The 21,165-nt window shown below is 40.7% G+C and carries 21 protein-coding genes; 13 read left to right on the forward strand and 8 right to left on the reverse strand.

Annotated elements, in window-relative coordinates:
- The first annotated feature begins 9 nt into the window (after positions 1-9).
- Positions 10-1,212 (forward strand): NAD(P)/FAD-dependent oxidoreductase, encoded by a 1,203-nt coding sequence (locus VYJ22_RS09480; protein WP_329903771.1) that lies wholly within the window; start codon positions 10-12, stop codon positions 1,210-1,212.
- A 752-nt stretch (positions 1,213-1,964) separates the two neighbouring features.
- Complete coding sequence (locus VYJ22_RS09485; RefSeq protein WP_329903773.1) at positions 1,965-2,129, forward strand: hypothetical protein; 165 nt, start codon at positions 1,965-1,967, stop codon at positions 2,127-2,129.
- Between the two features lie 2 nt (positions 2,130-2,131).
- Here VYJ22_RS09485 and VYJ22_RS09490 read toward each other — a convergent pair whose 3' ends face one another.
- Entirely contained in the window at positions 2,132-3,595 is a 1,464-nt protein-coding gene (locus VYJ22_RS09490) for an aminoacyl-histidine dipeptidase (RefSeq protein WP_329903774.1), read from the reverse strand.
- A gap of 76 nt (positions 3,596-3,671) precedes the next feature.
- On the opposite strand from VYJ22_RS09490, the gene VYJ22_RS09495 reads away from it, so the two are divergent.
- Both VYJ22_RS09495 and VYJ22_RS09500 read left to right on the forward strand, forming a co-directional pair.
- A complete protein-coding gene (locus tag VYJ22_RS09495; protein ID WP_329903775.1) occupies positions 3,672-3,893 on the forward strand; it encodes a hypothetical protein in 222 nt (73 codons plus the stop codon).
- 90 nt (positions 3,894-3,983) lie between these two features.
- On the forward strand, positions 3,984-4,616 hold the full coding sequence (locus tag VYJ22_RS09500; protein ID WP_329903777.1) for an OmpH family outer membrane protein: 633 nt from the start codon (positions 3,984-3,986) through the stop codon (positions 4,614-4,616).
- A gap of 43 nt (positions 4,617-4,659) precedes the next feature.
- On the opposite strand, the gene VYJ22_RS09505 is transcribed toward VYJ22_RS09500, so the two are convergent.
- Together VYJ22_RS09505 and VYJ22_RS09510 are read right to left on the reverse strand one after the other, a co-directional pair.
- Positions 4,660-4,797, reverse strand: coding sequence for a hypothetical protein (locus VYJ22_RS09505; protein WP_329903778.1), 138 nt, complete (start codon positions 4,795-4,797; stop codon positions 4,660-4,662).
- Between the two features lie 218 nt (positions 4,798-5,015).
- Positions 5,016-6,047 (reverse strand): NAD-dependent epimerase/dehydratase family protein, encoded by a 1,032-nt coding sequence (locus VYJ22_RS09510; RefSeq protein WP_329903779.1) that lies wholly within the window; start codon positions 6,045-6,047, stop codon positions 5,016-5,018.
- Positions 6,048-6,582: 535 nt separating this feature from the next.
- Here VYJ22_RS09510 and murC point away from each other — a divergent pair.
- From murC to VYJ22_RS09535, 5 genes are read left to right on the forward strand one after another with little or no spacing between them, the layout of a single operon-like run.
- Complete coding sequence (gene murC / locus VYJ22_RS09515) at positions 6,583-7,965, forward strand: UDP-N-acetylmuramate--L-alanine ligase (RefSeq protein ID WP_329903780.1); 1,383 nt, start codon at positions 6,583-6,585, stop codon at positions 7,963-7,965.
- Positions 7,962-8,729: a cell division protein FtsQ/DivIB gene (locus VYJ22_RS09520; RefSeq protein ID WP_329903781.1), complete on the forward strand. Its 768-nt coding sequence runs from the start codon at positions 7,962-7,964 to the stop codon at positions 8,727-8,729. The genes murC and VYJ22_RS09520 overlap by 4 nt, the downstream gene beginning before the upstream one ends.
- A gap of 53 nt (positions 8,730-8,782) precedes the next feature.
- Positions 8,783-10,237 (forward strand): cell division protein FtsA, encoded by a 1,455-nt coding sequence (ftsA, locus tag VYJ22_RS09525; RefSeq protein WP_329903783.1) that lies wholly within the window; start codon positions 8,783-8,785, stop codon positions 10,235-10,237.
- A 20-nt stretch (positions 10,238-10,257) separates the two neighbouring features.
- Positions 10,258-11,619 carry a cell division protein FtsZ gene (ftsZ, locus tag VYJ22_RS09530; RefSeq protein ID WP_329903784.1) on the forward strand — a complete coding sequence of 454 codons (1,362 nt, stop codon included), beginning with the start codon at positions 10,258-10,260 and terminating at the stop codon, positions 11,617-11,619.
- Between the two features lie 18 nt (positions 11,620-11,637).
- Positions 11,638-12,090: a GatB/YqeY domain-containing protein gene (locus VYJ22_RS09535; RefSeq protein ID WP_329903786.1), complete on the forward strand. Its 453-nt coding sequence runs from the start codon at positions 11,638-11,640 to the stop codon at positions 12,088-12,090.
- Between the two features lie 74 nt (positions 12,091-12,164).
- Here the strand turns inward: VYJ22_RS09535 and VYJ22_RS09540 are convergent, their stop codons facing one another.
- Both VYJ22_RS09540 and VYJ22_RS09545 read right to left on the reverse strand, forming a co-directional pair.
- Positions 12,165-14,237 (reverse strand): tetratricopeptide repeat protein, encoded by a 2,073-nt coding sequence (locus VYJ22_RS09540; protein ID WP_329903788.1) that lies wholly within the window; start codon positions 14,235-14,237, stop codon positions 12,165-12,167.
- A gap of 400 nt (positions 14,238-14,637) precedes the next feature.
- The gene (locus VYJ22_RS09545; RefSeq protein WP_329903789.1) at positions 14,638-15,018 is read right to left on the reverse strand and encodes a hypothetical protein; all 381 of its coding nucleotides are present in this window, start codon (positions 15,016-15,018) and stop codon (positions 14,638-14,640) included.
- Positions 15,019-16,030: 1,012 nt separating this feature from the next.
- Between VYJ22_RS09545 and VYJ22_RS09550 the strand changes: the two genes are divergently transcribed.
- Complete coding sequence (locus tag VYJ22_RS09550) at positions 16,031-16,297, forward strand: hypothetical protein (RefSeq protein ID WP_329903791.1); 267 nt, start codon at positions 16,031-16,033, stop codon at positions 16,295-16,297.
- A gap of 81 nt (positions 16,298-16,378) precedes the next feature.
- Here the strand turns inward: VYJ22_RS09550 and VYJ22_RS09555 are convergent, their stop codons facing one another.
- Positions 16,379-16,660: an RNA recognition motif domain-containing protein gene (locus VYJ22_RS09555; RefSeq protein ID WP_329903792.1), complete on the reverse strand. Its 282-nt coding sequence runs from the start codon at positions 16,658-16,660 to the stop codon at positions 16,379-16,381.
- 244 nt (positions 16,661-16,904) lie between these two features.
- Positions 16,905-17,903, reverse strand: coding sequence for an aminodeoxychorismate synthase component I (locus tag VYJ22_RS09560; RefSeq protein WP_329903793.1), 999 nt, complete (start codon positions 17,901-17,903; stop codon positions 16,905-16,907).
- Positions 17,904-17,936: 33 nt separating this feature from the next.
- On the opposite strand from VYJ22_RS09560, the gene VYJ22_RS09565 reads away from it, so the two are divergent.
- On the forward strand, positions 17,937-18,560 hold the full coding sequence (locus tag VYJ22_RS09565; RefSeq protein WP_329903794.1) for an anthranilate synthase component II: 624 nt from the start codon (positions 17,937-17,939) through the stop codon (positions 18,558-18,560).
- 38 nt (positions 18,561-18,598) lie between these two features.
- Entirely contained in the window at positions 18,599-19,759 is a 1,161-nt protein-coding gene (locus tag VYJ22_RS09570; protein WP_329903795.1) for a DNA polymerase III subunit, read from the forward strand.
- Between the two features lie 126 nt (positions 19,760-19,885).
- On the opposite strand, the gene VYJ22_RS09575 is transcribed toward VYJ22_RS09570, so the two are convergent.
- The gene (locus VYJ22_RS09575; RefSeq protein ID WP_329903796.1) at positions 19,886-20,794 is read right to left on the reverse strand and encodes an IS982 family transposase; all 909 of its coding nucleotides are present in this window, start codon (positions 20,792-20,794) and stop codon (positions 19,886-19,888) included.
- A gap of 190 nt (positions 20,795-20,984) precedes the next feature.
- Here VYJ22_RS09575 and VYJ22_RS09580 point away from each other — a divergent pair, with 190 nt between their 5' ends.
- On the forward strand, positions 20,985-21,140 hold the full coding sequence (locus VYJ22_RS09580; protein ID WP_329903797.1) for a hypothetical protein: 156 nt from the start codon (positions 20,985-20,987) through the stop codon (positions 21,138-21,140).
- Positions 21,141-21,165: the final 25 nt, after the last annotated feature.

Consider the following 21,165-nt stretch of genomic DNA (forward strand, 5'->3'; position numbering starts at 1 on the left):
ACCACTGCTATGGATCTAAGATCACCTGAAACTTACTGGGTACTCAAAAACGGTTTGTTATATACCTACCCTTCGCTCCAAAAAGATATTGTGTGTGACGTAACCGTAGTGGGCGGCGGTGTCACAGGAGCTCTTGTAAGTCATGCTTTGCTAAAAGCAGGATATGATACAGTCCTTATAGACAAAAGGGACATTGCCATGGGTAGCACATCCGCCACTACGGCTATGCTGCAATATGAAATAGACGTACCCATGATACATTTGGCAGAGAAAATAGGGAGTAAAGCTGCTATAGAATGTTATCAGGCAGGTATAGAGTCTATAAAGACTCTACAGAAACTTGTGAAAGAAGAAGACATTGACTGTGGCTTTGAACTCAAGCGTTCGTTACAAGTAGCACATGATGAGGAGTCGGAAAAATGGCTCAAAGAGGAATTTGTCCAAAGGCGAGACAATGGCATGCCCGTCAAGTGGTATAGCAGGGAAGATATCTATCATGATTTTGCTATGCACAGCAGACCCGGAATACTATCCGAAATAGGAGGATCTGTAGATGCTTTCAGGCTGGCTCATGAATTAATACAAAAAAACAGTAAAAGGGGGCTCAAAGTATATGACCGTACAACGATGGAGGAAGTCAAGAAGACTTCCGGTGGCTGGGATATTCGTACCGATAATTTTGCCCATATCGAATGCAAACACATTGTTTACTGCTCGGGATACGAAACACTATCTATGTTTGATCAAAAGTATGCTGCCCTCCATAGTACCTATGCAGCGGTAACGGAAGAGATTAACGAATATGTACCAACCCTCGACAATATATTGATATGGGATACCGATGATCCCTATATTTATATGAGGGCAACCGACGACGGCAGATTTCTTGTGGGGGGAGAGGATGCCAAGTACAGTTACGGACGTCTGAGTGAAAAAATCAAAGGCACTAAGATAAAGGAGCTGGCCCACAAGCTGGATCAATATTTCCCTGAAAAGAATTTTGAGCCGGACTACATCTGGGCAGGCTCTTTCGCAGTAACAAAGGACGGATTGCCCTATATAGGGAGACATAGCGACTTTGGTGATAGCATTTTTGTCTTGGGTCTGGGTGGCAACGGGATAACATATTCAGTGCAAGCGATGGACTTGGTGGTAAAAATGTTGAAAGGAGAAGATGATAAGTTACTACACTACTATCGCTTCGATAGATAAAACGTTGAGCATAAGGCAGAGCGTTTTTTGTCCGTCATGACAAAATAAATCTGTCGTCACCTCTTGACATGGGGTGGATAAGATGTTGTATCTTTGTAGAAATGCCGAATACAGTGATATCATCCAATGAAAGTCCTGACAAACAACATACTTCAAAATAAGAGATGTAATGACTTATTTAACAAGATTTGTTGTACGGATATGCACTATTTTGAAGTTGTATTTTGTCAAAATTCTATAAAATATAAAAATATCAAATTATCAGAATGTAGGGAAACACATCAGATATTAATAAAGGCGTAAAGAGGTGTGGGCATCCTCTTTACGGCTTTACTATTGTAGGGAATTGAAAAAGCTTTTTTCCTAGCTAAGCTACATTTCTATTAATATCATGAGATCTGAAAGTAATGAGAAATGATCTCGAAACCACATTTAACCAAAATCACTACCTATTTGATCATTTTGAAAAGAAAAACACATCTATTTACTCAAATTGCAAGCTTTTATTTTGTAAAGCTATGGACGCCCGCCCTAAGGCATAGAAAGCTGAGACCTTAATCAATAAATCTGCCACGAGCATGCGTTGTGCCTATGTCGTCAGATCCGCACTCCAAAAACTTAAGGAGACTGTTGCAAAAGTCAACAGTCTCATGGATTTTGGAGGCAAAGCCGACAAAAGACACTTTGACCGGGCAGAGAGGGTAAAGTGCAAGGCGCTAAGAGTGAGTGCACAGGGAGTTTACTTCAGGTAAATGACCAAGCGCGAATCTCGCAAGCAACGAAGCAATTGGCCTGCTATGCAACGGTCTCTTAAGAGAGAGAGCTGTATTTTTATCATATTAATACAGCAGAGATTGAAAGATAAGGGCAATTCCCTCCGAGAGAATTGCCCTTATAAATATTATAAAATCTATTGAATTTACTTCTTTTCAGGGATATGCTTCAGTAAATCCAGCAGGTGATCCCACCACATCTGTACGGTTTTGATCTCTATCTTCTCTACAGGTGAATGCACGTCACGAAGTGTAGGACCGAAAGAAACCATATCCAAACCTGGATAAACACTGGAAATAAGCCCACACTCCAATCCGGCATGAATAGCTTTGACAGCAGGTTCGCGGTTGAATACCCTACGATATGACTCGGCCGCTACTCTGAGAATAGGAGAGTCAGAATTGGGTTTCCAGCCGGGATAAGGATCTCTTACACTTACTTCAGCACCTGCCAATTTGAATACCGACATGACCATATTGGCGACATCATTACGAAGTGATTCGGTAGAACTGCGCTGGCTGGTTTCTACATAAATGATACCGGGTTCTTTCATTTTGATTGAAGCCAAGTTGTTTGAAGACTCTACCAAACCCTCTATCTCATGACTCATACCCAAAACACCATGCGGGCAGGCATAGAGAGCTAAGATCAGGTTGTGTTTGGTATTATTGTCCATACACTTTTCAGGTCTTTCACAACTCTCGAGCGAAAGTTTTACGGAAGAATCTACTCTCTTGAGCTCATCTTCCACGGCAGCTGCCAGTTCATTGAGTATCACACGAGCCTTTTCTTTGTCTTTACCTTCTACACCAAACACAGCCTCGGCTTCACGAGGGATAGCATTGTGGAGGTTACCGCCTTGTATGGTGCATAGCTTGAATGCAGGCACTTCCTCTTCCAAAGCGTATAGGTAGCGGGTAAGAATCTTATTGGCATTGCCCAGCCCCATATGGATGTCGCCTCCTGAGTGTCCGCCTTTGAGACCGCTTACTTTAACCTTGAAATAATTATAATCGTCACGGGTATCTTCAATATCGTATTTAAATTCTGCCATAAGTCCCATGCCACCGGCACAACCGATAAAGAGCTCACCTTCGTCTTCACTATCGAGGTTGAGCAGGATATTCGACTCAAAGAATCCGGGCTCGAGGTTCATAGCTCCGGTCATACCTGTTTCTTCATCTACAGTAAACAAGCACTCTATAGGACCATGCTGTATATCATCTGAAGCCAAGATAGCCAATTCGGCAGCTACACCTATACCATTATCAGCACCCAATGTAGTACCCTCAGCATGTAACCAATCACCATCGATAACTGTACGGATAGGATCATTATCAAAGTCATGTATTACATCTGAGTTTTTCTCACACACCATGTCTACGTGGCTCTGGAGTACTACTGATTGTAAATGTTCAAATCCCGGAGTAGCAGCTTTTTTGATCACAAGGTTACCTACCTTGTCCTCTTTATACTCCAAATTATGATCCTTGGCAAACTGCACGAGATAAGCCAAGATACGCTCTTCTTTCTTGGACGGGCGGGGTATTTGTGTGATTTCGTGGAAATATTTCCACACTATTGACGGTTTTAAATCTGTTATTACCATTGCTCAATTGATTATTTATATGTTTATCAGGTAGAATTGTTTTACCTTTGTCTCACACAAATATAACAAAAAAAGAATGCTTAGTATATTATTAATAACCTTAATTCTGGTAGCAATAGCAGTATCATTGCTCTGCATCAGAATTATCCTACAAAAGGGAGGCAAATTCCCCAACACCCATGTAAGCGGTAATAAAGCGCTCACGGACAAGGGGCTAAGCTGCCACACTTCCCAGCACTATGATGCTCAGCATCACAAGAATCTTGCCGATAGAGTGCGCGAACGAGAAGACGGGTAATAGCTCTTTCTCAAGAGTTGTCAATGGACAGATAAAAAATCAAATCGCAGAAAATAAAACAAAATATAACTCTTTCATTCATTTTAACTAATGGACAAAAAACATTACATTATCGAAGCCGTACTGGCAGTAGCCGTAATTGTGCTATTCATCTTGACTTTCACCGGTACTTGCAAGAGCCGATCAGCGGTAGTTACAGATCCTAAAACAGGAAAGACAGAAATGCCCATTGCTTATGTGAGGATGGACTCATTGCTTTCGCAGTATCAATACTACAAAGATCTCAATGAGAACCTATCAAAAGAAGCAGAACAACACCGCACACAACTTGCCGGTAAGGCTAATGCTCTGCAAAAAGCAGCACAAGACTTCGAAAGAAGGATGAGGATAAACGCCTTTACAAGTGCTGAAGCTCAGCAAATGGAGCAACAAAAGCTGATGAAAATGCAGCAAGAAGGTCAAGCTCTCGAAGCTAAGCTGACTCAAAACTTCGCTGTAAAGCAGCAATTGCTTAATGAAGAGATGCAAAATGAAATCAAGAAAAATATAGAAGAGATGAACAAGGACGGCAGATACCGCTTAATCCTTACCAATGTAGGTATGGACAATATCCTATATGGCGATAAAGCTCTTGATATCACCGAAGAAGTAGTGAAATATCTCAACGACCACTACAAAAAAGGTGATCTTACACAACAGCCTGCAGAGACAGCTAAAAAATAAGTTTTTGCCGGCGCTCGATAAAGCATAGATTGAGGGGAGATATTCACAAAGTTCCGATCAGACCGAAAAAAAATCTCCCACAGGTGATGAGGTAAAACATTACTCCTATTCTCCCATCAATTAGAGACCGTTGCATAGCAGACAAATTGCTTCGTTGCTTGCGAGATTCGCGCTTGGTCATTTACCAGAAGTAAACTCCCTGTGCACTCACTCTTAGCGCCTTGCACTTTACCTTCTCTACCCGGTCAAAGTGTCTTTTGTCGGCTTTGCCTCCAAAATCCATGAGACTGTTGACTTTTGCAACAGTCTCAATTAAGCAATCATTACATAGATGCGAAAAAATGCAGGGTATGTCCCATATAAGCGGACACACCCTGCATTTTCGTTTAGAATTTTTTCTTAAAAAAACTTCTTCATCTTTATAGCGTCACCTTGCTTGAAAGCCACATAAGGTTCGGATTTTTGCAAGAGAACCTTCTTAATCAAATCTGAAAAGGTGAGTGCTCCAAGCTTTTTGAACCAGGATGCATTCTTTTCCACTTTGTGATAATAATCGCCCAAAGTATCTTTGCGAAAATGAAGAATATCTTCGAGGTTATCGCCATCGGCATAATACCCGCAATGATAATTACGTATCGCAAAGGCTCCAAGAGGGAAGTCAAGCTTACCTAATCCAAAAATATGGAAGTTACGCTGAAGAAGCCTACGATAAGATGTACGACACAACTCCCCACCTCCAAGATTGAAAACAGTTTTGTTCAACTCCTCACGATGCATACAAGCTCTCACAAAAGCTCTGGCAGTATCTTCCGGTGTAGTAATCTCTACGGGAGTATCCAGGGGCATGTAAAACATCAAAGGCGTGATCTTATGATTATCGGCACCCATAATAGCCGAAAGCCTGAAGATCGTCCAATCGAGTTTGCTTTGTTGCACCAAATTTTCCATTTGGACTTTGGTTTCGCCGTAATTGTCACCATAAGAGGGTTGGATTTTATCAGTTACTCTGATATAGGGGTTGGACATACGATCGCCATACACCGCCACAGAGGAACTTAAAGCAAAAAAGCATTTGGGAGAGTTGGTCTCCAAGGCCTCCAAAAGATTTTTAGTCCCCTCAACATTTACTTTAGTCGTAAGCTCAGGCTTATTATAAGCCAAAGGAGGGATAATAGCAGCCAAATGAATTACATACTCTACATTTTGAGTAGGTTCATCGAGATCTTCCGGCTTGGTGATGTCACCGTAATATACCTTTATCTTGCCTCGGTAACGGTCGAAGAGTCTCATACTCTTCGCATTCTTAACGTCAAAAACTCTGACGTCATATAATTTATTAAGCTTTACTAATTGATCTATCACTTCTCGTCCTACAGTACCTGATGCTCCTGTAACGAGTACTGTAGATTTAATCTTTTTGCTCTCTGTCATAAATTGTGTTTGATTATCAATTTCCTGAAATAACCGTTTTGGCACACAGCCATAAAATAATACTAAATACTAAAGTTCAAATCGTATCTTTTTCAAATTTATAACAGGTATATCCGACAGAATGTTTAAATTTGTTTAAATATGATTTTATTACAAAAACAGTCAAAAAACATCCACCAATATAAGCCTTATGATGTATATTAAAATCAAGGAAACTTTATCAGATAGGCTATATGAAAGCGTGATCAATCACGTTGTATAAAAAGATTGCAGGATTTGCCCGGGAGGAATAGCCCCAAAGTTTATTGAAGATATTACCGTTATTGCCATACAGATAAGAAGGCAATAAAAAGGGAGTCTGGTCAAGGTCCTGCAATTTGAGATTAAGGAATAAAAAATCAACACTTAAAAAAGGAATAGTCAGATATTGCACCTACCCAAATTTGTCCTTACAGGCATTCATCAATGACAAGTATATTATAGTGTATAAATTAGAGGGATTATTATATCTTTGTTAAAAATAAGAAAGGCTTCAATGAATCAAGTATATTTTATAGGTATAGGCGGCATAGGCATGAGCGCCATAGCTCGTTATTTTCATGCAAAAAATTATCTGGTAGCAGGGTATGACCTTACTCCCAGTCCCATTACCGGAGCATTACAAGAAGAAGGAATACCTGTCCATTTTGCGGACAGTGTAGAGGATATACCGCAAGAGTTTAAGGATAATGAGTCTTTGGTAGTTTACACTCCTGCAGTACCGGCAGATCATACAGAATTGAATTTCTTCCGCAACAATGGTTATCGTGTACTCAAACGCTCAGAAATCTTGGGCGAAATAACTCGTATGGAAAAGGCTCTGTGCGTAGCAGGGACTCACGGTAAAACCACTACAAGTACCTTACTGGCTCATATTCTCAAACAAAGTCATGTGGATTGTAATGCTTTTCTGGGAGGAATAGCCAATAATTATAACACAAACCTATTACTTTCGGAACATAGTGATTTGGTCGTGGTAGAAGCCGATGAGTTCGATAGATCTTTTCACAGGCTTAGTCCTGCTATGGCAATAGTAACATCGGCCGATCCTGACCATTTGGATATCTATGGTACCCCTGAGGCTTATAGAGAAAGCTTCGAGCATTTCACCTCATTGATACAGCCGGGCGGATATCTTTTGATAAAGAAAGGTATACCCATGACTCCGAAATGTAATGCGGGAGTAACTTGCCTTTCATACGCGATCAACGAAGAAGCGGATTTCTACGCCGATAATATAGAGATCAAGGACGGGAAATTGTTCTTTGATTGGCATTACCCTTCATTTGAAAATGAAGACAAAAAAGGCACCATGCGTACAGAGTTGGGTGTTCCTCTCCTAATCAATGTAGAGAATGCCGTTGCAGCTATGGGGTTAGCCTATCTGAACGGAGCTTACACAGATGAGATAGGAAAAGCAGTAAGCAATTTCAGAGGCTCGCATCGCAGGTTCGATAGACTCCTCAATGGGCCTAAACATATCCTCATCGATGACTATGCCCACCACCCCAAAGAACTCGAAGCTTCTATCAAATCAGTGAGGACCCTATATCCGCACAAAGAAATTCTGGGTATATTCCAACCTCATCTCTATAGCCGTACAAGTGATTTTTACAAGGAATTTGCGACAAGCCTTTCCTTGCTAGATCAGATTATCCTTATTGATATATATCCCGCCAGAGAAAAACCCATTCCCGGCATTACTTCACAGCTTATAGCGGATCATATTGAGGGAAAAGAAATCCCGGTGATTCCCAAAAGTGAGCTTATAGATCTTCTTAGGCACAAAGAAGATATCCCTGAAGTAGTACTTATGTTGGGAGCAGGAGATATTGACAGGCTGGTACACCCCGTAAAGAATTATCTCGAAAGCTTATGATCGGAAAAATAGTCAGAATGATCGGATTCCTACTTATACTGGGATATTGGATCTGGGCATGTATTTACTTTTATAACTACAAACACACCGGCACTTGCAAAGGTATAGAAGTGACGATGAAGTCCGGGCAAAAAAGTAATATGATGTTCATGAACCAAAGAGACGTACTGGCTGAGCTGAAACAGATAAATTTTAAGGCGGTAGGAGAACCACGTGATTCCATAAACATTTACAGAATAGAGCAAATATTGAGATCCAATCCTCTTTTCGATGATGCAGAAGTGTACCTGAGTCCGAAAACAAGCAAACTCAATATCACGATAGAGCAAAAGGAACCAATGTTCATCGTACAAACAGGCGACAGTCTATACTATGTATCATCAGGCAGAGGCATCATTCCATGTAATCCCAAATATGCTGTAAAGGTACCGCTGGTAAGCGGATACTTGACAGAGGACTATGCGAAAAAGCAGGTATATGATCTGATCAAAACGATTCAGGATAATGAGCACTGGAAATACTATTTTGCACAGATATATGTGGATAGAGACAATAACATTATGCTCACTCCCCGACTTAGTACTACTCAAATAATTATGGGTAGGACACCCAATTGGCAAGAAAAGTTGGATAACCTCCAATTATTTGAAGAAAAAGTAATTCCCATAAAGGGCTGGAATAGCTATAAATCATTAAATTTGGAATTTGAGGGACAGGTCGTGGCGCAGCTTGCCAACCCTGTTGATACACTTTCTTTGAGGTAAATAGATAGAAATAGCCTTAGACAGGCGGTAATAAACATAATAAATACAGTCAGGTGAAAGAGGATTTGTACGCTGTCGTGGATTTGGGCAGCACATATACAGTGGGTATGATAGGAAAAAAGCTTTCCAACGGACGCATTTCGCCTATTGCCGTTCATACCGAGCCTTCCAATGGATGCATACGCCACGGTTGCATTTATAATATAGATAATACTGCCACTATGCTAAAGCGTATGGTAGATGTGCTAAACAACCAACTGCAAGACGGTGGTAAAATAACATCTATATACGCCGGTGTTGGGTGCCAGTCTATGATGGCTAAGCAATATGCCGCTTCCTTAGATTTGGGAGATGATGGACAAGTAATCACCCAAGAGCACTTGCAAACACTACGTGATCAAGTATCCGATGCAAGATTCGAAGGTTTGGAAATCCTCTATGTGGCTGATCCCTTATACTACATCGACGGCAGGCAAGAGATCCATCCGCAAGGTATCAGATGCTCGCATCTCGAGGCTCGCTATCAATTGATCACCGCTAAACGTACTGTAGCACACAATATCCGTTACACGATAGAAGAAAAAGTAGGAATCAGATTATCAGGAATAGTTATCTCACCTATAGCGGAAGCTGCCGTGACGTTGACATCCGAAGAAAAAACGTTGGGATGCGCCTTTGTAAATCTGGGAGGAGGTTGTACTACTATTTCTATCTATCAAAACAGGTTGCTATCCGCCCTTTATGTATTACCCCTTGGCGGACACAACGTAACACGAGACCTAACAAGCCTTCGATTAGTTGAAGCCGACGCCGAGGCTCTAAAGATTTCTAAAGGGTCCATGATCATGGAGGGTATCAGGGATCGTATAGTAAGGATATCCTCACCTGACAAGATCAGCGAAAGGGAAATCAAGCAACTTGATATCAATAGACTGGTTGCAGCGAGAATGAATGAAATTACATTCAATTACCTTAATCTTATCAACCAATCCGGCATGGCGGATAGCCTTGGAGCCGGTTTGGTAATCACCGGCGGAGGAGCCAAAGTCAATGCTTATATACCTCAATTGGATGATCAACTCGACGAGCTCAGGGTAGGAACCATAAGGCGTGACCTCATAGACGAATCTAAGGAAGCCGTAAATAATGACAGAAATCTTACGGCTATAGGGCTGTTGCTACTTGCCAATGAAAATTGTGTGGCTTATGCAGCACAATCATTGGACGAACTCATCAATTCTATTCCCACAAAAGGTGTTGAAGGGGAGAAACTCGTCACAGAACCTTCCTTTGCAGGGAATTTCCCCGAAGAAAATATTATTTCCGACAAAGTTATTACAGACGATATTGATGATCTCGATTTGAATATCAACGATGACGAGGAAGATAATTATGAGTACGAAGACGAAAAGCAACCGAAAAAGTCTCAAACCAAACGTAAAAATTGGGCTCGCAACATGATGACCAAGATGATGGACATCTTCAATGCAGATGAAAACAACGACTAACCGCTTATTATATGGATGCTATGGATGAAAATAAATTATTAGACTTCGACTATAAACAAGCCCATAATTCCCCTATAATTAAAGTTATAGGTGTTGGTGGCGGTGGTGGCAATGCTGTAGAGAATATGTTTTTGCGCGATACAGTACATGACGTTTCATTTCTTCTTTGTAATACGGACGAACAAGCCTTGAAGAAAAGTAATGTGCCCTCGCAGATAATTCTGGGACCTGAAATTACACGAGGTCTAGGAGCCGGTAACAGGCCAGAAAAAGCCCGTGTAGCAGCAGAGCAAAGTAGAGAAGAGATAGAGCAAATATTGAGCTCGGACGGCACCAAAATGGTATTCATCACAGCAGGAATGGGTGGTGGTACGGGCACCGGAGCAGGCCCCGTAATAGGAAGAGTAGCCTTGGATATGGGACTTCTTACGGTAGGCATTGTTACCATACCTTTTCTTTTCGAAGGACGAAACAAAATCCTGCAAGCTCTCAAAGGCGTACAGGAGATGAGAAAAAACGTTGATGCCTTATTAGTTGTCAACAATGAACGCCTCAGAGTCATTTACAAAGATCTTACCTTGGACAACGCTTTCGACAAGGCCGATGATACACTGAGCAGTGCAGCCAGGGGTATTTCGGATATGATCACTCGTCCCGGACGTATCAACCTGGACTTTGCCGACGTGCAAACAACGCTCAAAGATGGTGGTGTAGCTATCATCAGTACAGGATACGGCTCAGGAGAAAACAGAATGCAGAAGGCTATTGATGAAGCCCTTAATTCCCCCCTACTCAACAATAATGATATTTTCAAGGCTCGTAAGGTGCTTATCAATATCTACCAATCATCCGACCACCCACTGGATGTAAACGAGCTTGATCCTATCCATGAGTTTACAGCTAAAATAGAAACAGGGTTTGACAATATCTGGGGCTTTATCACGGACGATTCATTGGGTGAGCAAGTGGCTATCACGATACTGGCCTCAGGGTTTGACTTATCTATTACTACGGAGAGTATTGGAGATGGTCTTACTCCCGGTAAAAGAAAACTGCCCGATGCAGTATCTCAACAAGAGGAAATGCGCCGTACCGAGCAGGAAAACGAGCTCATCGGAAACTATTATGGTCAAGACCAGCTTGAGAAAAAGATATTCAAACCTCTTTTGCTCAATATAGACGAGCTGGACGACAATGATATCATTGCAATCATGGAAGAAACACCTTCGCTGATGCGTGACCCCCGCCCTATAGAAGAGATACGTATGCGCAAGCAAAATACAATCTCACACAATCATCCCACTACAATAACGGGAGGAGATTTCGACAAAAATAGCAACGACTCTCCTTCTTCTACCAATAAACAACCTATCAGATTCTGATAAAAAATATTTTATATTATGCCACTCTTTGAAAAAATAAGTAACGACATTAAAGAGGCCATGCTGGCAAGGGACAAAGTACGCCTCGAAGCTCTCAGAGGAGCTAAAAAAGAATTTCTGGAAGCCAAAACAGCCAAAGGATCAAACGGTGAGCTTGAAGATGAGCAAGCCATGAAGATCATACAAAAAATGATCAAACAAAGAAAAGACTCTGCAGAGATATATAAGACTAACGGACGCCCTGAAATGGCAGAGACGGAGCTGGCTGAAGCTTCTGTATTGGAAGGATACCTGCCCAAGCAATTGTCCAAAGAAGAACTTGTGCCTAAGATCAAAGAACTCATAGAGCGTTTAGGCGTTACTGATCCCAAAATGATGGGTAAGGTAATGGGAGCTGCCTCGAAAGAATTACAGGGTCAGGCAGAAGGTAAACTTATAGCTGACGTAGTTAAAGAATTACTTAACAGCTGATTTGGAAATATCACCAATAATAACCTATTACAGCCGATCTTTTTCTCAAAGTTCGGCTGTTTTTTATGGCACATTCAGGATTTACGTTTTGTCTTTGATGCAGTAAGCTTCTTTATAACATCACGATGTTGCTCGGCTCTTTCTTCATCGCCCAAAAAGTCATACATGGTTACAAGGGTACGATGCACTTTGATTGATTTGGGATTTTGTGCCATAGCCTTCAAGAGATATTGCTCCGCATCATCATAATATCCAAACTTCACCAAAGTTTCTCCCAACACAAATAATGCTTCGGGGTGCAGGGGCGATAGCTTTACAGCTTCGTTGAGTGTTTTTAGGCTCTCCTTTATCTCATTCAGCACGGCATATGCCTTACCTTTCTGCACGGCTGCATCAATATTGTTGGGGTTGATCCTCAAGGCTTTGTTATAGTTTCTGATGGCTGCATCAGGCTCATTGAGTTGCATACAATCATTTCCCATGGCCGTATATTCTTTAGCCAGTTCATTGATGAGCTCTTGTTGCTTTTCCAGTTTACAAGATAGTTGAGCAATTTTCACCTTTTGCTTCTCTGCATCCATGAGTTTATAGGAAAGCATGCGACGAAATACCGGGTTGTCAAATTCATTACTCTTTTCCATGGCAAAGCGGAGTCTTTCTACAGATTTAATGTATTCGCCTTTTTTCCAATACATCGCAGCCTGTACATATCCCCGCTGGGCATCTGCTTTGTCTATACTACCACGAATAATTTCCCTATTATTGGCCTTCTTATAAAACTTGATGATAGGAGAACGCACAATGATATCGCGTATACCCAATGGCTTTTTCAGGATCAAACCACCCAGTGATCTGCATCGGCTCAGCGCCACATATGCCTGACCTCCGGCAAAAACCCCGTCAGAAAAATCTACAACTACTTTATCAAAAGTGAGTCCCTGACTCTTGTGCACAGTAATAGCCCACGCGGGTTTGAGAGGAATCTGCATAAACTGCCCAATCACTTCTTCTTTGATCTTATGTTCTTTTTCTGAGTAAGTATAGCGTTTGTTTTCCCAAATATAAGGATCAACACGATAGACTGCACCAGACTCAGTACGAACCGAGACATAGTGTTCCTCACCACATATTTCTTCTATAATACCCAGCGTACCATTGGCCCAGCGTTTGTCTCTGTCATTGGCAAGAAACATGACCTGAGCATTTTGCTTCAACGTAAGTGTCAGGTCGGTAGGTAAGTTGTTGTCAGGGAACTCTCCATCTATATGTCCTGCAATACGTATAGGCTTGTCAGGCAATTCATTCATATGCATCTCATTGATACTGCTCACCTGATTACGTCTTGTTCCCAGAGTAATGATAAATTCATCCCGATCTACCTTGTAATCGGGTAATACAGACTTATTTATCATGTTGAGATGTTGAGGGGAAGCATTTCCCTCTCGTATATGATCCAAGATATCTACAAATACAGGATCGTCTTGTCTGTACACCTTGAGTAACTCTATGGTAACTAAACTATTGCGACCAAACACCCGTGCTGAAAAGAAATAGTTATCAGGATAAAAACGCTGGAGTATTTCGGCCTCGTCACTCTTGACCACGGGTTCGAGCTGAAACAAGTCTCCTACAAAAATCATCTGAATACCACCAAAAGGCAATGCTATATGTCCCGTAAAAGTACGCAACAAGGAATCCATAGCATCGATTACATCAGCACGCACCATAGAAATCTCATCTATGATAATGAGTTCCAATTTCCGAATCAACTCCCGATGTTGTTTGGGGTATTTAAAGACTTCGTAAACTCTGTTTTTCTTTCTGCTGAGGTCAGGATCATCCGGTGTAATGGGACGAAATGGCAATTTAAAAAAGGAGTGTATCGTTTGTCCTCCCACGTTCAATGCAGCTATACCTGTAGAAGCAAGCACTACATGTTCCTTATGGGTATTGGCTTTGATATATCGCAACAAAGTAGACTTTCCCGTTCCTGCTTTGCCTGTAAGGAAGAAGCTTTGATTGGTATTACGTATAAGTTCCAATACCAATGCCATCTCCTCATTGGCAGGATCGGGCTCGAATTCTATTATATTAGCCGTACTAAAAGATATCGGCTCTGTACTGATCTGTTTGGGGGAAGATTTCACTGTATTTATATTCTATATGCTCGATTACAAAGGTATAAAAAGCAACCTTATTCGATCAGCCGTGCACCGGTAAATAACATAATTAGGCTACCAAATGAGACCGTTGCATAGCAGGCCAATTGCTTCGTTGCTTGCGAGATTCGTGCTTGGTCATTTACCGGAAGTAAACTCCCTGTGCACTCAATCTTAGCACCTTGCACTTTACCTTCTCTGCCCGGTCAAAGTTTCTTTTGTCGGCTTCGCCTCCAAAATCCACGAGACTGTTGACTTTTGCAACAGTCTCCAAATATAGATTCATCATTATACAAGGAGGATGAAGTCAGACGAGAAAAAACGACAATACCCTAAACATTCAGGATATTGTCGCCAAATTTTTCAAAAAAAATAGAGAACCTAATAATTATTTCTTTACAGGCTCTACTTTTTGCTTATCACAATGCTTCACTGAGTCACATTTAGTCTTTGCACTCTCACCCTTCTTAGAGCAAGTCCCTTTGTCGCATTTTTTCTTTGCTCCGTCTTTGCCCTTGCAGCAATCTTTTTTCATTTTGCCGTCTTTAGCAGAGTCTTTGCAACAATCTTTCTTTTCTGCAACATCTTTTTGAGATGCTTTACAAGTTTCCATTTTACAATTTTTCTTGCACACATCCTTCTTGTCGCAGCAAGTCTTAGGGCATACTTTTACAGGAGGAGGGGGAGGTGTCACAGGATTTTGAGCTACAGCCAGTGTTCCTATCCCAAACCCCATAGCCATAATGGCTGTCATGAGAAATTTTTTCATTCTTATTCTTAATTTTAGTTAATGGTATGTTTATGCTTTTTTATTTATCCTTACAAAGATGCAATTTTATTATGAATTAACTCTCAACATTGACAATTTTAACAGGATGCATATCTTAAAAAATCGTAAAATACTATTTGATAATTCCATCTCTAAATCCCGAATATCTTTGAAAGCCAATAATCAGAATTGGCAAATTACAAATCTCATATTATAAATGGTAATCCGAAGTATATTATTGTGCACGAGATGTAACACTGAGCTCCAAAATCAACATACATAGCTGATTATTAAGCTAAAATCGAAGTCAAACACAAAACACGCAAATATATCAAAAAGACACCATATACAAATATATCAAGACAAAAAATCATAAAATAGACGTAAAACAAAACACATGGAGTGGCGAAAAATAGGTATAAATGGGTAAAAATAACCACTCAATAACGGTAAAATACATTTAAAATCAGTTGCAGGGAATAAATCATGCTTCTTTTATATTTTTCTAACTAAGCTTTTCTATTTACTTAGTTAGGAAGTTGAAAATTCTTAGTTAGAAAGATAGTAACACGTAGTTAGAAAAATATCAAAAGCTAGTTAGAAAAATATGAATCATAAACTTTTCCATCAAAAAATCCGCAAAAAGGATTGAATCCCCTTTGCGGATTTTTTGATGATGTCACACAATGATTATTTACATTCTGACAAAATGATATTTTTTATTCTATGATCTAACCATGACAAAATGTAAGATAAAAAAATTGCATACCTAATACAAGAGCACAATGTAAAGGTGTACTTATTCATATTTGATGGTAATAGTTTGGGAATTCGTATTGTAATAAAATTTTTCATAACCCTTAAATACAATAATTCGTGGTAATTGAAGCAAGTTTTAATGGGTATTATTAGTATAACAAATATACAACATCCTACCCCCCTTTGTCAAGAGGCTGAAGCGTTTTTCTCGAATATGCTCCTCAATAAAGCATGTATCAATAGCTTGTTAAATATGAAACAATATATTTGTAGCCCGGAGACACCCATGGTTGCATGCTACGCAATAACCCTAATACTTCACCTCAAGATTTCCTTGTCGGATCACAGCATTATTAATAATCAGGACATCCCTACAATAGAAACTCAAATGATCGAATTTATAAATCCTATTCACAAATCTTTTAAAGCGACAGGGATAGAAACGTACCGTAAGTACATAAATAAAAATGGCGACCTGACCGTGAGTCATATCGCCATCGATAAGGAAACAATAACTTAAAAATCTATATTTTGAAATTATTGGAAATGTCTTTCATCACATGGTTAGTAGCAATAAGCTACTCAAAACGGATGTACTGGCTTAGTAGCGTGGTGCACGGGGAGCTCTCTGAGGGCGCTCCTGACGTTCCATGGCTTCTTTGATAATGAGCTTACGACCCATGAACTCCTGATCAAGAAGTTGTTCAATAGCTCTCTGAGCATCATCATCATTCTCCATTTCAACGAATCCAAAACCTCTTGAGCGGCCGGATTCACGATCAGTAACTACACGAGCACTAAGTACTGTACCAAATTGCTCCATCAGACCTTTGAGGTCGTCCTCACGAACCCGATAATTCAGATTCCCTACGTAAATGTTCATAACTTAAAAAAAAATAATTTGAAAAAAAGGGATCATGGTAAGAACTGAATACGAGTTAACCGACAATCGGAGATTATAACAAGTACAAAATGCTTCAGCCTGATAAAACAATTCGAGATTCAAGCCACGCTCACTGGAAACAAAGAAACGCTTTTTATTTGGCTTGCACAAATGTTTTTTGAAAATAATAAACAAAAAAACAACTCACACCTATAAAATACCTATTATTTAGTAATTTATACACTTATTTTTTAAGCGAAAGATACACCTTCTGTTGGGTTTCCCGATATTCATCTTCTACTTTGCTGTTGATTGTAATGCCTCCCCCACTTCGAAAAAGCAAAGAGCCATCAGACTCTTGCTCTATAAATCTGATCATAACGGCTGAGTAAAGACGTGAGCCATCATAATAACCAAACACTCCTGAGTAAAAACCTCGTTTACGGTCTTCTGCTTCTTGGATGGCTCGCACAGTAGCTTCTTTGGGTGCCCCGGATATAGAACCGGCAGGAAGCAATCGACTTATCAAAGAGCCTAACTTACCTTGAAACCCTGGCATTACTTTTCCACTTATACAAGAACTCATCTGTAATATAGGGCCATTGATAGTCTCCAATCTGTCGAGATACCGGAACTTTACCAATCTCACTTCATCTGCAACCTGATTGAGATCATTGCGCATCAAATCTACAATGGTACTGTGCTCGGCAGTCTCTTTATAATTATTGAGGATAAGATCCGAAGCATCGGGTAAGGTGGCATCGATAGTTCCTTTCATGGGATAAGTGGAGATGACGCCTTGCTCATCAATAGTAACAAATTTCTCAGGAGAGAAACAAACAAATCTGCCCGGGACATATAATCGGTAAGGGGCACAACTTCGGTAAAAGACGTCGTGAAGAGAGAGATTGAGACTGATAGGTGTGGCTATTGTTAGATTTGCCAAAAAGCTATCACCCCTCAGCAAAGCATCGTGTATACGACGAAATCGCCTTGAATATACGGAAAAAGGCTCAGGCTTTGTACTCCATACAGGCTCAATATCCGAGATATGGACATCGGGCTGCATATTATTATACCCCTCTACTGCAAAAAGAATTTCTTTTTGTTCCTCAGGGTGTGGTATCACAAAACTCTCTTGACTTTCATAGTCAATAGCAAAGAGATAGGGGGTACTGTCACCGCTGTAGGCATCCATCAGACGGTAGGTTTGGGAAGTGTTATTTGACCATTGATATTCCATAGCAAGTGCAAAAGTAATACCTTTGCGATACGTATGCTAAATATTTTGGTCATAAATCACCATGATTCTTTCGTGTTCAATCTCATACAACTACTGCGTGAGACGGGGCGTTGTTGCATTACAGTAGTAATCCCCGAAGAAATACAAGATATAGACTTATCAGAATATCAGGGGATATTACTATCCCCGGGACCGGGACTTCCGCAAGAGACACCCCAGCTCGATGAGGTAATAAGACGAACCAAAAACACGCATAGCATTCTGGGTATTTGTTTAGGCTTTCAGGCACTGGCTCTTCATTTCGGAGGAAAAATGCAGAGGCTTGAGTTTCCCAGACATGGGCATGCTACCAACATACACATACCTAACCCCAACCATCCCCTTCTCTATCATATCCCGGAAGGCTCCATCGTGGGAAGGTATCACAGTTGGATCATAGACAAAGATAGTCTGCCCCCATGTCTGCAACCCATAGCATGGGGGACAGAAGATAGATTACTAATGGCTTTTGCTCATCGGACATTACCGATATTCGGATTGCAATATCACCCTGAAAGCATTATCACAGAGCATGGGGCACAGTATATCAATAATTGGCTTGATATCGTAGCCGTCACAAAAGCTTGTGTGAGCAACCGATACCCCGCATGCCCATGAAATAGCTATATTTGTAAAAAGGAATAATTGATACCCCGATGTACTTTAAAGATATCATAGGACTTGATGAGATCAAGAAACATCTCATAGCTTGCGCTCGTCGCCAAGATATACCCCACGCTCAGCTTTTTACAAGTGGAGACGGTACAGGAGCCGTAGCCCTCGCGCTTGCATATGCCAGATATATCAACTGCCTGAATCCTTCCGAAGAAGATGCATGCGGTTGTTGCTCATCATGTCTCAAATATGATCAGTTGGCTCATCAGGATCTTATTTTTCTCTATCCTATTGTAAACGGGAGTAAAAATATTTGTGACGATCTGCTTCCCGACTGGCGCAAAATGCTTTTGGGAAAGAATAACGCAGAAAGGAACGTTTACTTCACGCACAAAGACTGGCTGGAGCAGATAGGTGCAGGTAACAGCCAACCCATTATATACAGCAGGGAAAGTGATGTGCTGGATGAAAAGTTGGCTTATAAAATAGCAGAAGCCAAGTACAGAGTCGTATTCATATGGCAACCTGAAAGAATGCACGAAGCCCTGGCCAACAAATTACTCAAGCTGATAGAAGAGCCCCCGACAAATACCATTATACTTATGGTGAGCCATGAACCGGGGAAGATTTTAGGGACAATCAAAAGCCGTGCACAGCAGACAAATATAAGACCACTTACCGAACAAGAAATTGCTCAAGGGCTCAAACGCTATGGCTTACTTACCGATGATAACAACCTGAGGCAGGTGGCACATTTGGCACAAGGTAACTTCAGAGAAGCACTGGATATACAAGAAGGAAATTATCAAAAGGAGCAAGAACTGGAATATCTACGAGATATTCTCCATTGTTCTATCTCTGCAAGCCCGTTGGAAATGAAAAAAACGACAGAGAAAATCAGTTCGTTAGGCCGGGAGGCTCAAGTGGCTTTACTGGAGTATCTGATCGGTTTTTTCAGAGAATGCTATATCTATAATCTACAAATGCCTCAGCTCAACTATCTGCACAACCAGGAAATAAATGATGCAGAGAAGCTAAGGGGTTGCATCAATAGTGGCAATATAAGACAGCTTTTGTCGGAAACAGATTTGGCTATACGGCATATCAAACAGAATACAAATAGTAAAATGGTATTTTTCGACTTTCTGCTCAACATCACTGCAGCTACTGCTCAGGCATACAAAAGCAAAGGTCTTCGTTAGCAACACATTCCTGAGACTGTTGCAAAAGTCAACAGTCTCATGGATTTTGGAGGCAAAGCCGACAAAAGACACTTTGACCGGGCAGAGAAGGTAAAGTGCAAGGCGCTAAGAGTACGTGAGTTCGGTCTAAGCGTGGTGTACTAAGCGGATTGATGGATTGTGTATGATTTCTAGGTTTAATTCCGGCTTTTTGGGTAGCAGATTGTAGGCAATTATGCCGGCAATCAAATTAATGGCGAAATTATTGACGCTTCTGTGTCGTGTATGCTCTATTTGACAAACGTTTTTGAGTAGGTCATTAACGGTTTCCACAAGGGCTCTTTTCCTAAGTAATATCCTATTATACAGGCTCATCAGAGTGTTTTTCATGTTTTTCTTTATCTTCGTAATCATGTGTATGTCGTCAATGAAGAGCTTATCGAAAAGACTTTGTGAGATGTATCCTCTGTCGCCAACAAGTTTGCCGAAAAGTTTCTTCGTGAAGGTTCCGCCTTTAAGTGGAGCACGGTCATCCGTATTCCCCGGTGTGATTTGATATTGAATGATTTCACCCCGGTCGTTAATCACAATATGTAGTTTGAAACCATAGAACCATCCCATACTGCATTTGCCCTTTTGGGCCCATCCTTTCATGGTCTTATGCCCGTGTGCCCGCTTGATATGGCAGGTGCGTAAAGGTGTGGAATCAATGAATGAGATACCGGTGCATTCGCCCAGACAACACATATTGAGAAATGAAATTAGTTTGAATGCCACCTTGCTTTGTAATTCCACAAAACGATTGTAAGAGACCAACGAAGGAAAATCCGAATGACATTGTTGCGTAATATATTGAAGATAAAAGGACTTAAAATCGCGATACCTCGAATGATGGAAAAGAATCAGAATAGTCATGATTTCAGCATCGGACATCCTAAACTTGCGATTTCTTCGCTTTTTGTTTCCTTCGCAAAGGGTTCTTTGCTGAATCAAGGTATCGAAAAGTTTGGAAAAATCATCGGTAAGACAGAAAATTTCAACTATATTTGTTTTCATAAAGTGGTGTTTTGTTTGTTTATATCTTATTGATTATCAACTACTAAGATGCAAATAATTCACCACTTTTGCAATGAAATACATAAGAAATTACACTGATTTACAACACCTTGTAAACTCTATTATTCCTATTATCCCTTATATCGAACTCACGTTAAGAGTGAGTGCACAGGGAGTTTACTTCAGGTAAATGACCAAGCGCGAATCTCGCAAGCAACGAAGCAATTGGCCTGCTATGCAACGGTCTCATTCCTGTCTATTTTCCCAGCAGAGACTTCTACCCGCACACATAAAGGAGCATAAAAGAATGGGACTACGCCTCATGAGAGAAGTAGTCCCTTACTAAGATATAAACTATATCAGGATAGAGA

The sequence above is a fragment of the Porphyromonas pogonae genome, from assembly GCF_036320655.1.
Taxonomy (GTDB): domain Bacteria; phylum Bacteroidota; class Bacteroidia; order Bacteroidales; family Porphyromonadaceae; genus Porphyromonas; species Porphyromonas pogonae.

Bases quoted from the DNA above. Each gene is read 5' to 3' on its own strand.
- VYJ22_RS09505 (WP_329903778.1), bottom strand. From the start codon at position 4,797: ATGACCAAGCGCGAATCTCGCAAGCAACGAAGCAATTTGTCTGCTATG.
- VYJ22_RS09520 (WP_329903781.1), top strand. From the start codon at position 7,962: ATGATCGGAAAAATAGTCAGAATGATCGGATTCCTACTTATACTGGGA.
- VYJ22_RS09550 (WP_329903791.1), top strand. From the start codon at position 16,031: ATGAAACAATATATTTGTAGCCCGGAGACACCCATGGTTGCATGCTAC.
- ftsZ (WP_329903784.1), top strand. From the start codon at position 10,258: ATGGATGAAAATAAATTATTAGACTTCGACTATAAACAAGCCCATAAT.
- VYJ22_RS09545 (WP_329903789.1), bottom strand. From the start codon at position 15,018: ATGAAAAAATTTCTCATGACAGCCATTATGGCTATGGGGTTTGGGATA.
- VYJ22_RS09535 (WP_329903786.1), top strand. From the start codon at position 11,638: ATGCCACTCTTTGAAAAAATAAGTAACGACATTAAAGAGGCCATGCTG.
- VYJ22_RS09575 (WP_329903796.1), bottom strand. From the start codon at position 20,794: ATGAAAACAAATATAGTTGAAATTTTCTGTCTTACCGATGATTTTTCC.
- VYJ22_RS09565 (WP_329903794.1), top strand. From the start codon at position 17,937: ATGCTAAATATTTTGGTCATAAATCACCATGATTCTTTCGTGTTCAAT.
- VYJ22_RS09480 (WP_329903771.1), top strand. From the start codon at position 10: ATGGATCTAAGATCACCTGAAACTTACTGGGTACTCAAAAACGGTTTG.
- VYJ22_RS09580 (WP_329903797.1), top strand. From the start codon at position 20,985: ATGACCAAGCGCGAATCTCGCAAGCAACGAAGCAATTGGCCTGCTATG.
- murC (WP_329903780.1), top strand. From the start codon at position 6,583: ATGAATCAAGTATATTTTATAGGTATAGGCGGCATAGGCATGAGCGCC.
- VYJ22_RS09490 (WP_329903774.1), bottom strand. From the start codon at position 3,595: ATGGTAATAACAGATTTAAAACCGTCAATAGTGTGGAAATATTTCCAC.
- VYJ22_RS09555 (WP_329903792.1), bottom strand. From the start codon at position 16,660: ATGAACATTTACGTAGGGAATCTGAATTATCGGGTTCGTGAGGACGAC.
- VYJ22_RS09570 (WP_329903795.1), top strand. From the start codon at position 18,599: ATGTACTTTAAAGATATCATAGGACTTGATGAGATCAAGAAACATCTC.
- VYJ22_RS09560 (WP_329903793.1), bottom strand. From the start codon at position 17,903: ATGGAATATCAATGGTCAAATAACACTTCCCAAACCTACCGTCTGATG.
- VYJ22_RS09510 (WP_329903779.1), bottom strand. From the start codon at position 6,047: ATGACAGAGAGCAAAAAGATTAAATCTACAGTACTCGTTACAGGAGCA.
- VYJ22_RS09485 (WP_329903773.1), top strand. From the start codon at position 1,965: ATGACCAAGCGCGAATCTCGCAAGCAACGAAGCAATTGGCCTGCTATG.
- VYJ22_RS09500 (WP_329903777.1), top strand. From the start codon at position 3,984: ATGGACAAAAAACATTACATTATCGAAGCCGTACTGGCAGTAGCCGTA.
- VYJ22_RS09495 (WP_329903775.1), top strand. From the start codon at position 3,672: ATGCTTAGTATATTATTAATAACCTTAATTCTGGTAGCAATAGCAGTA.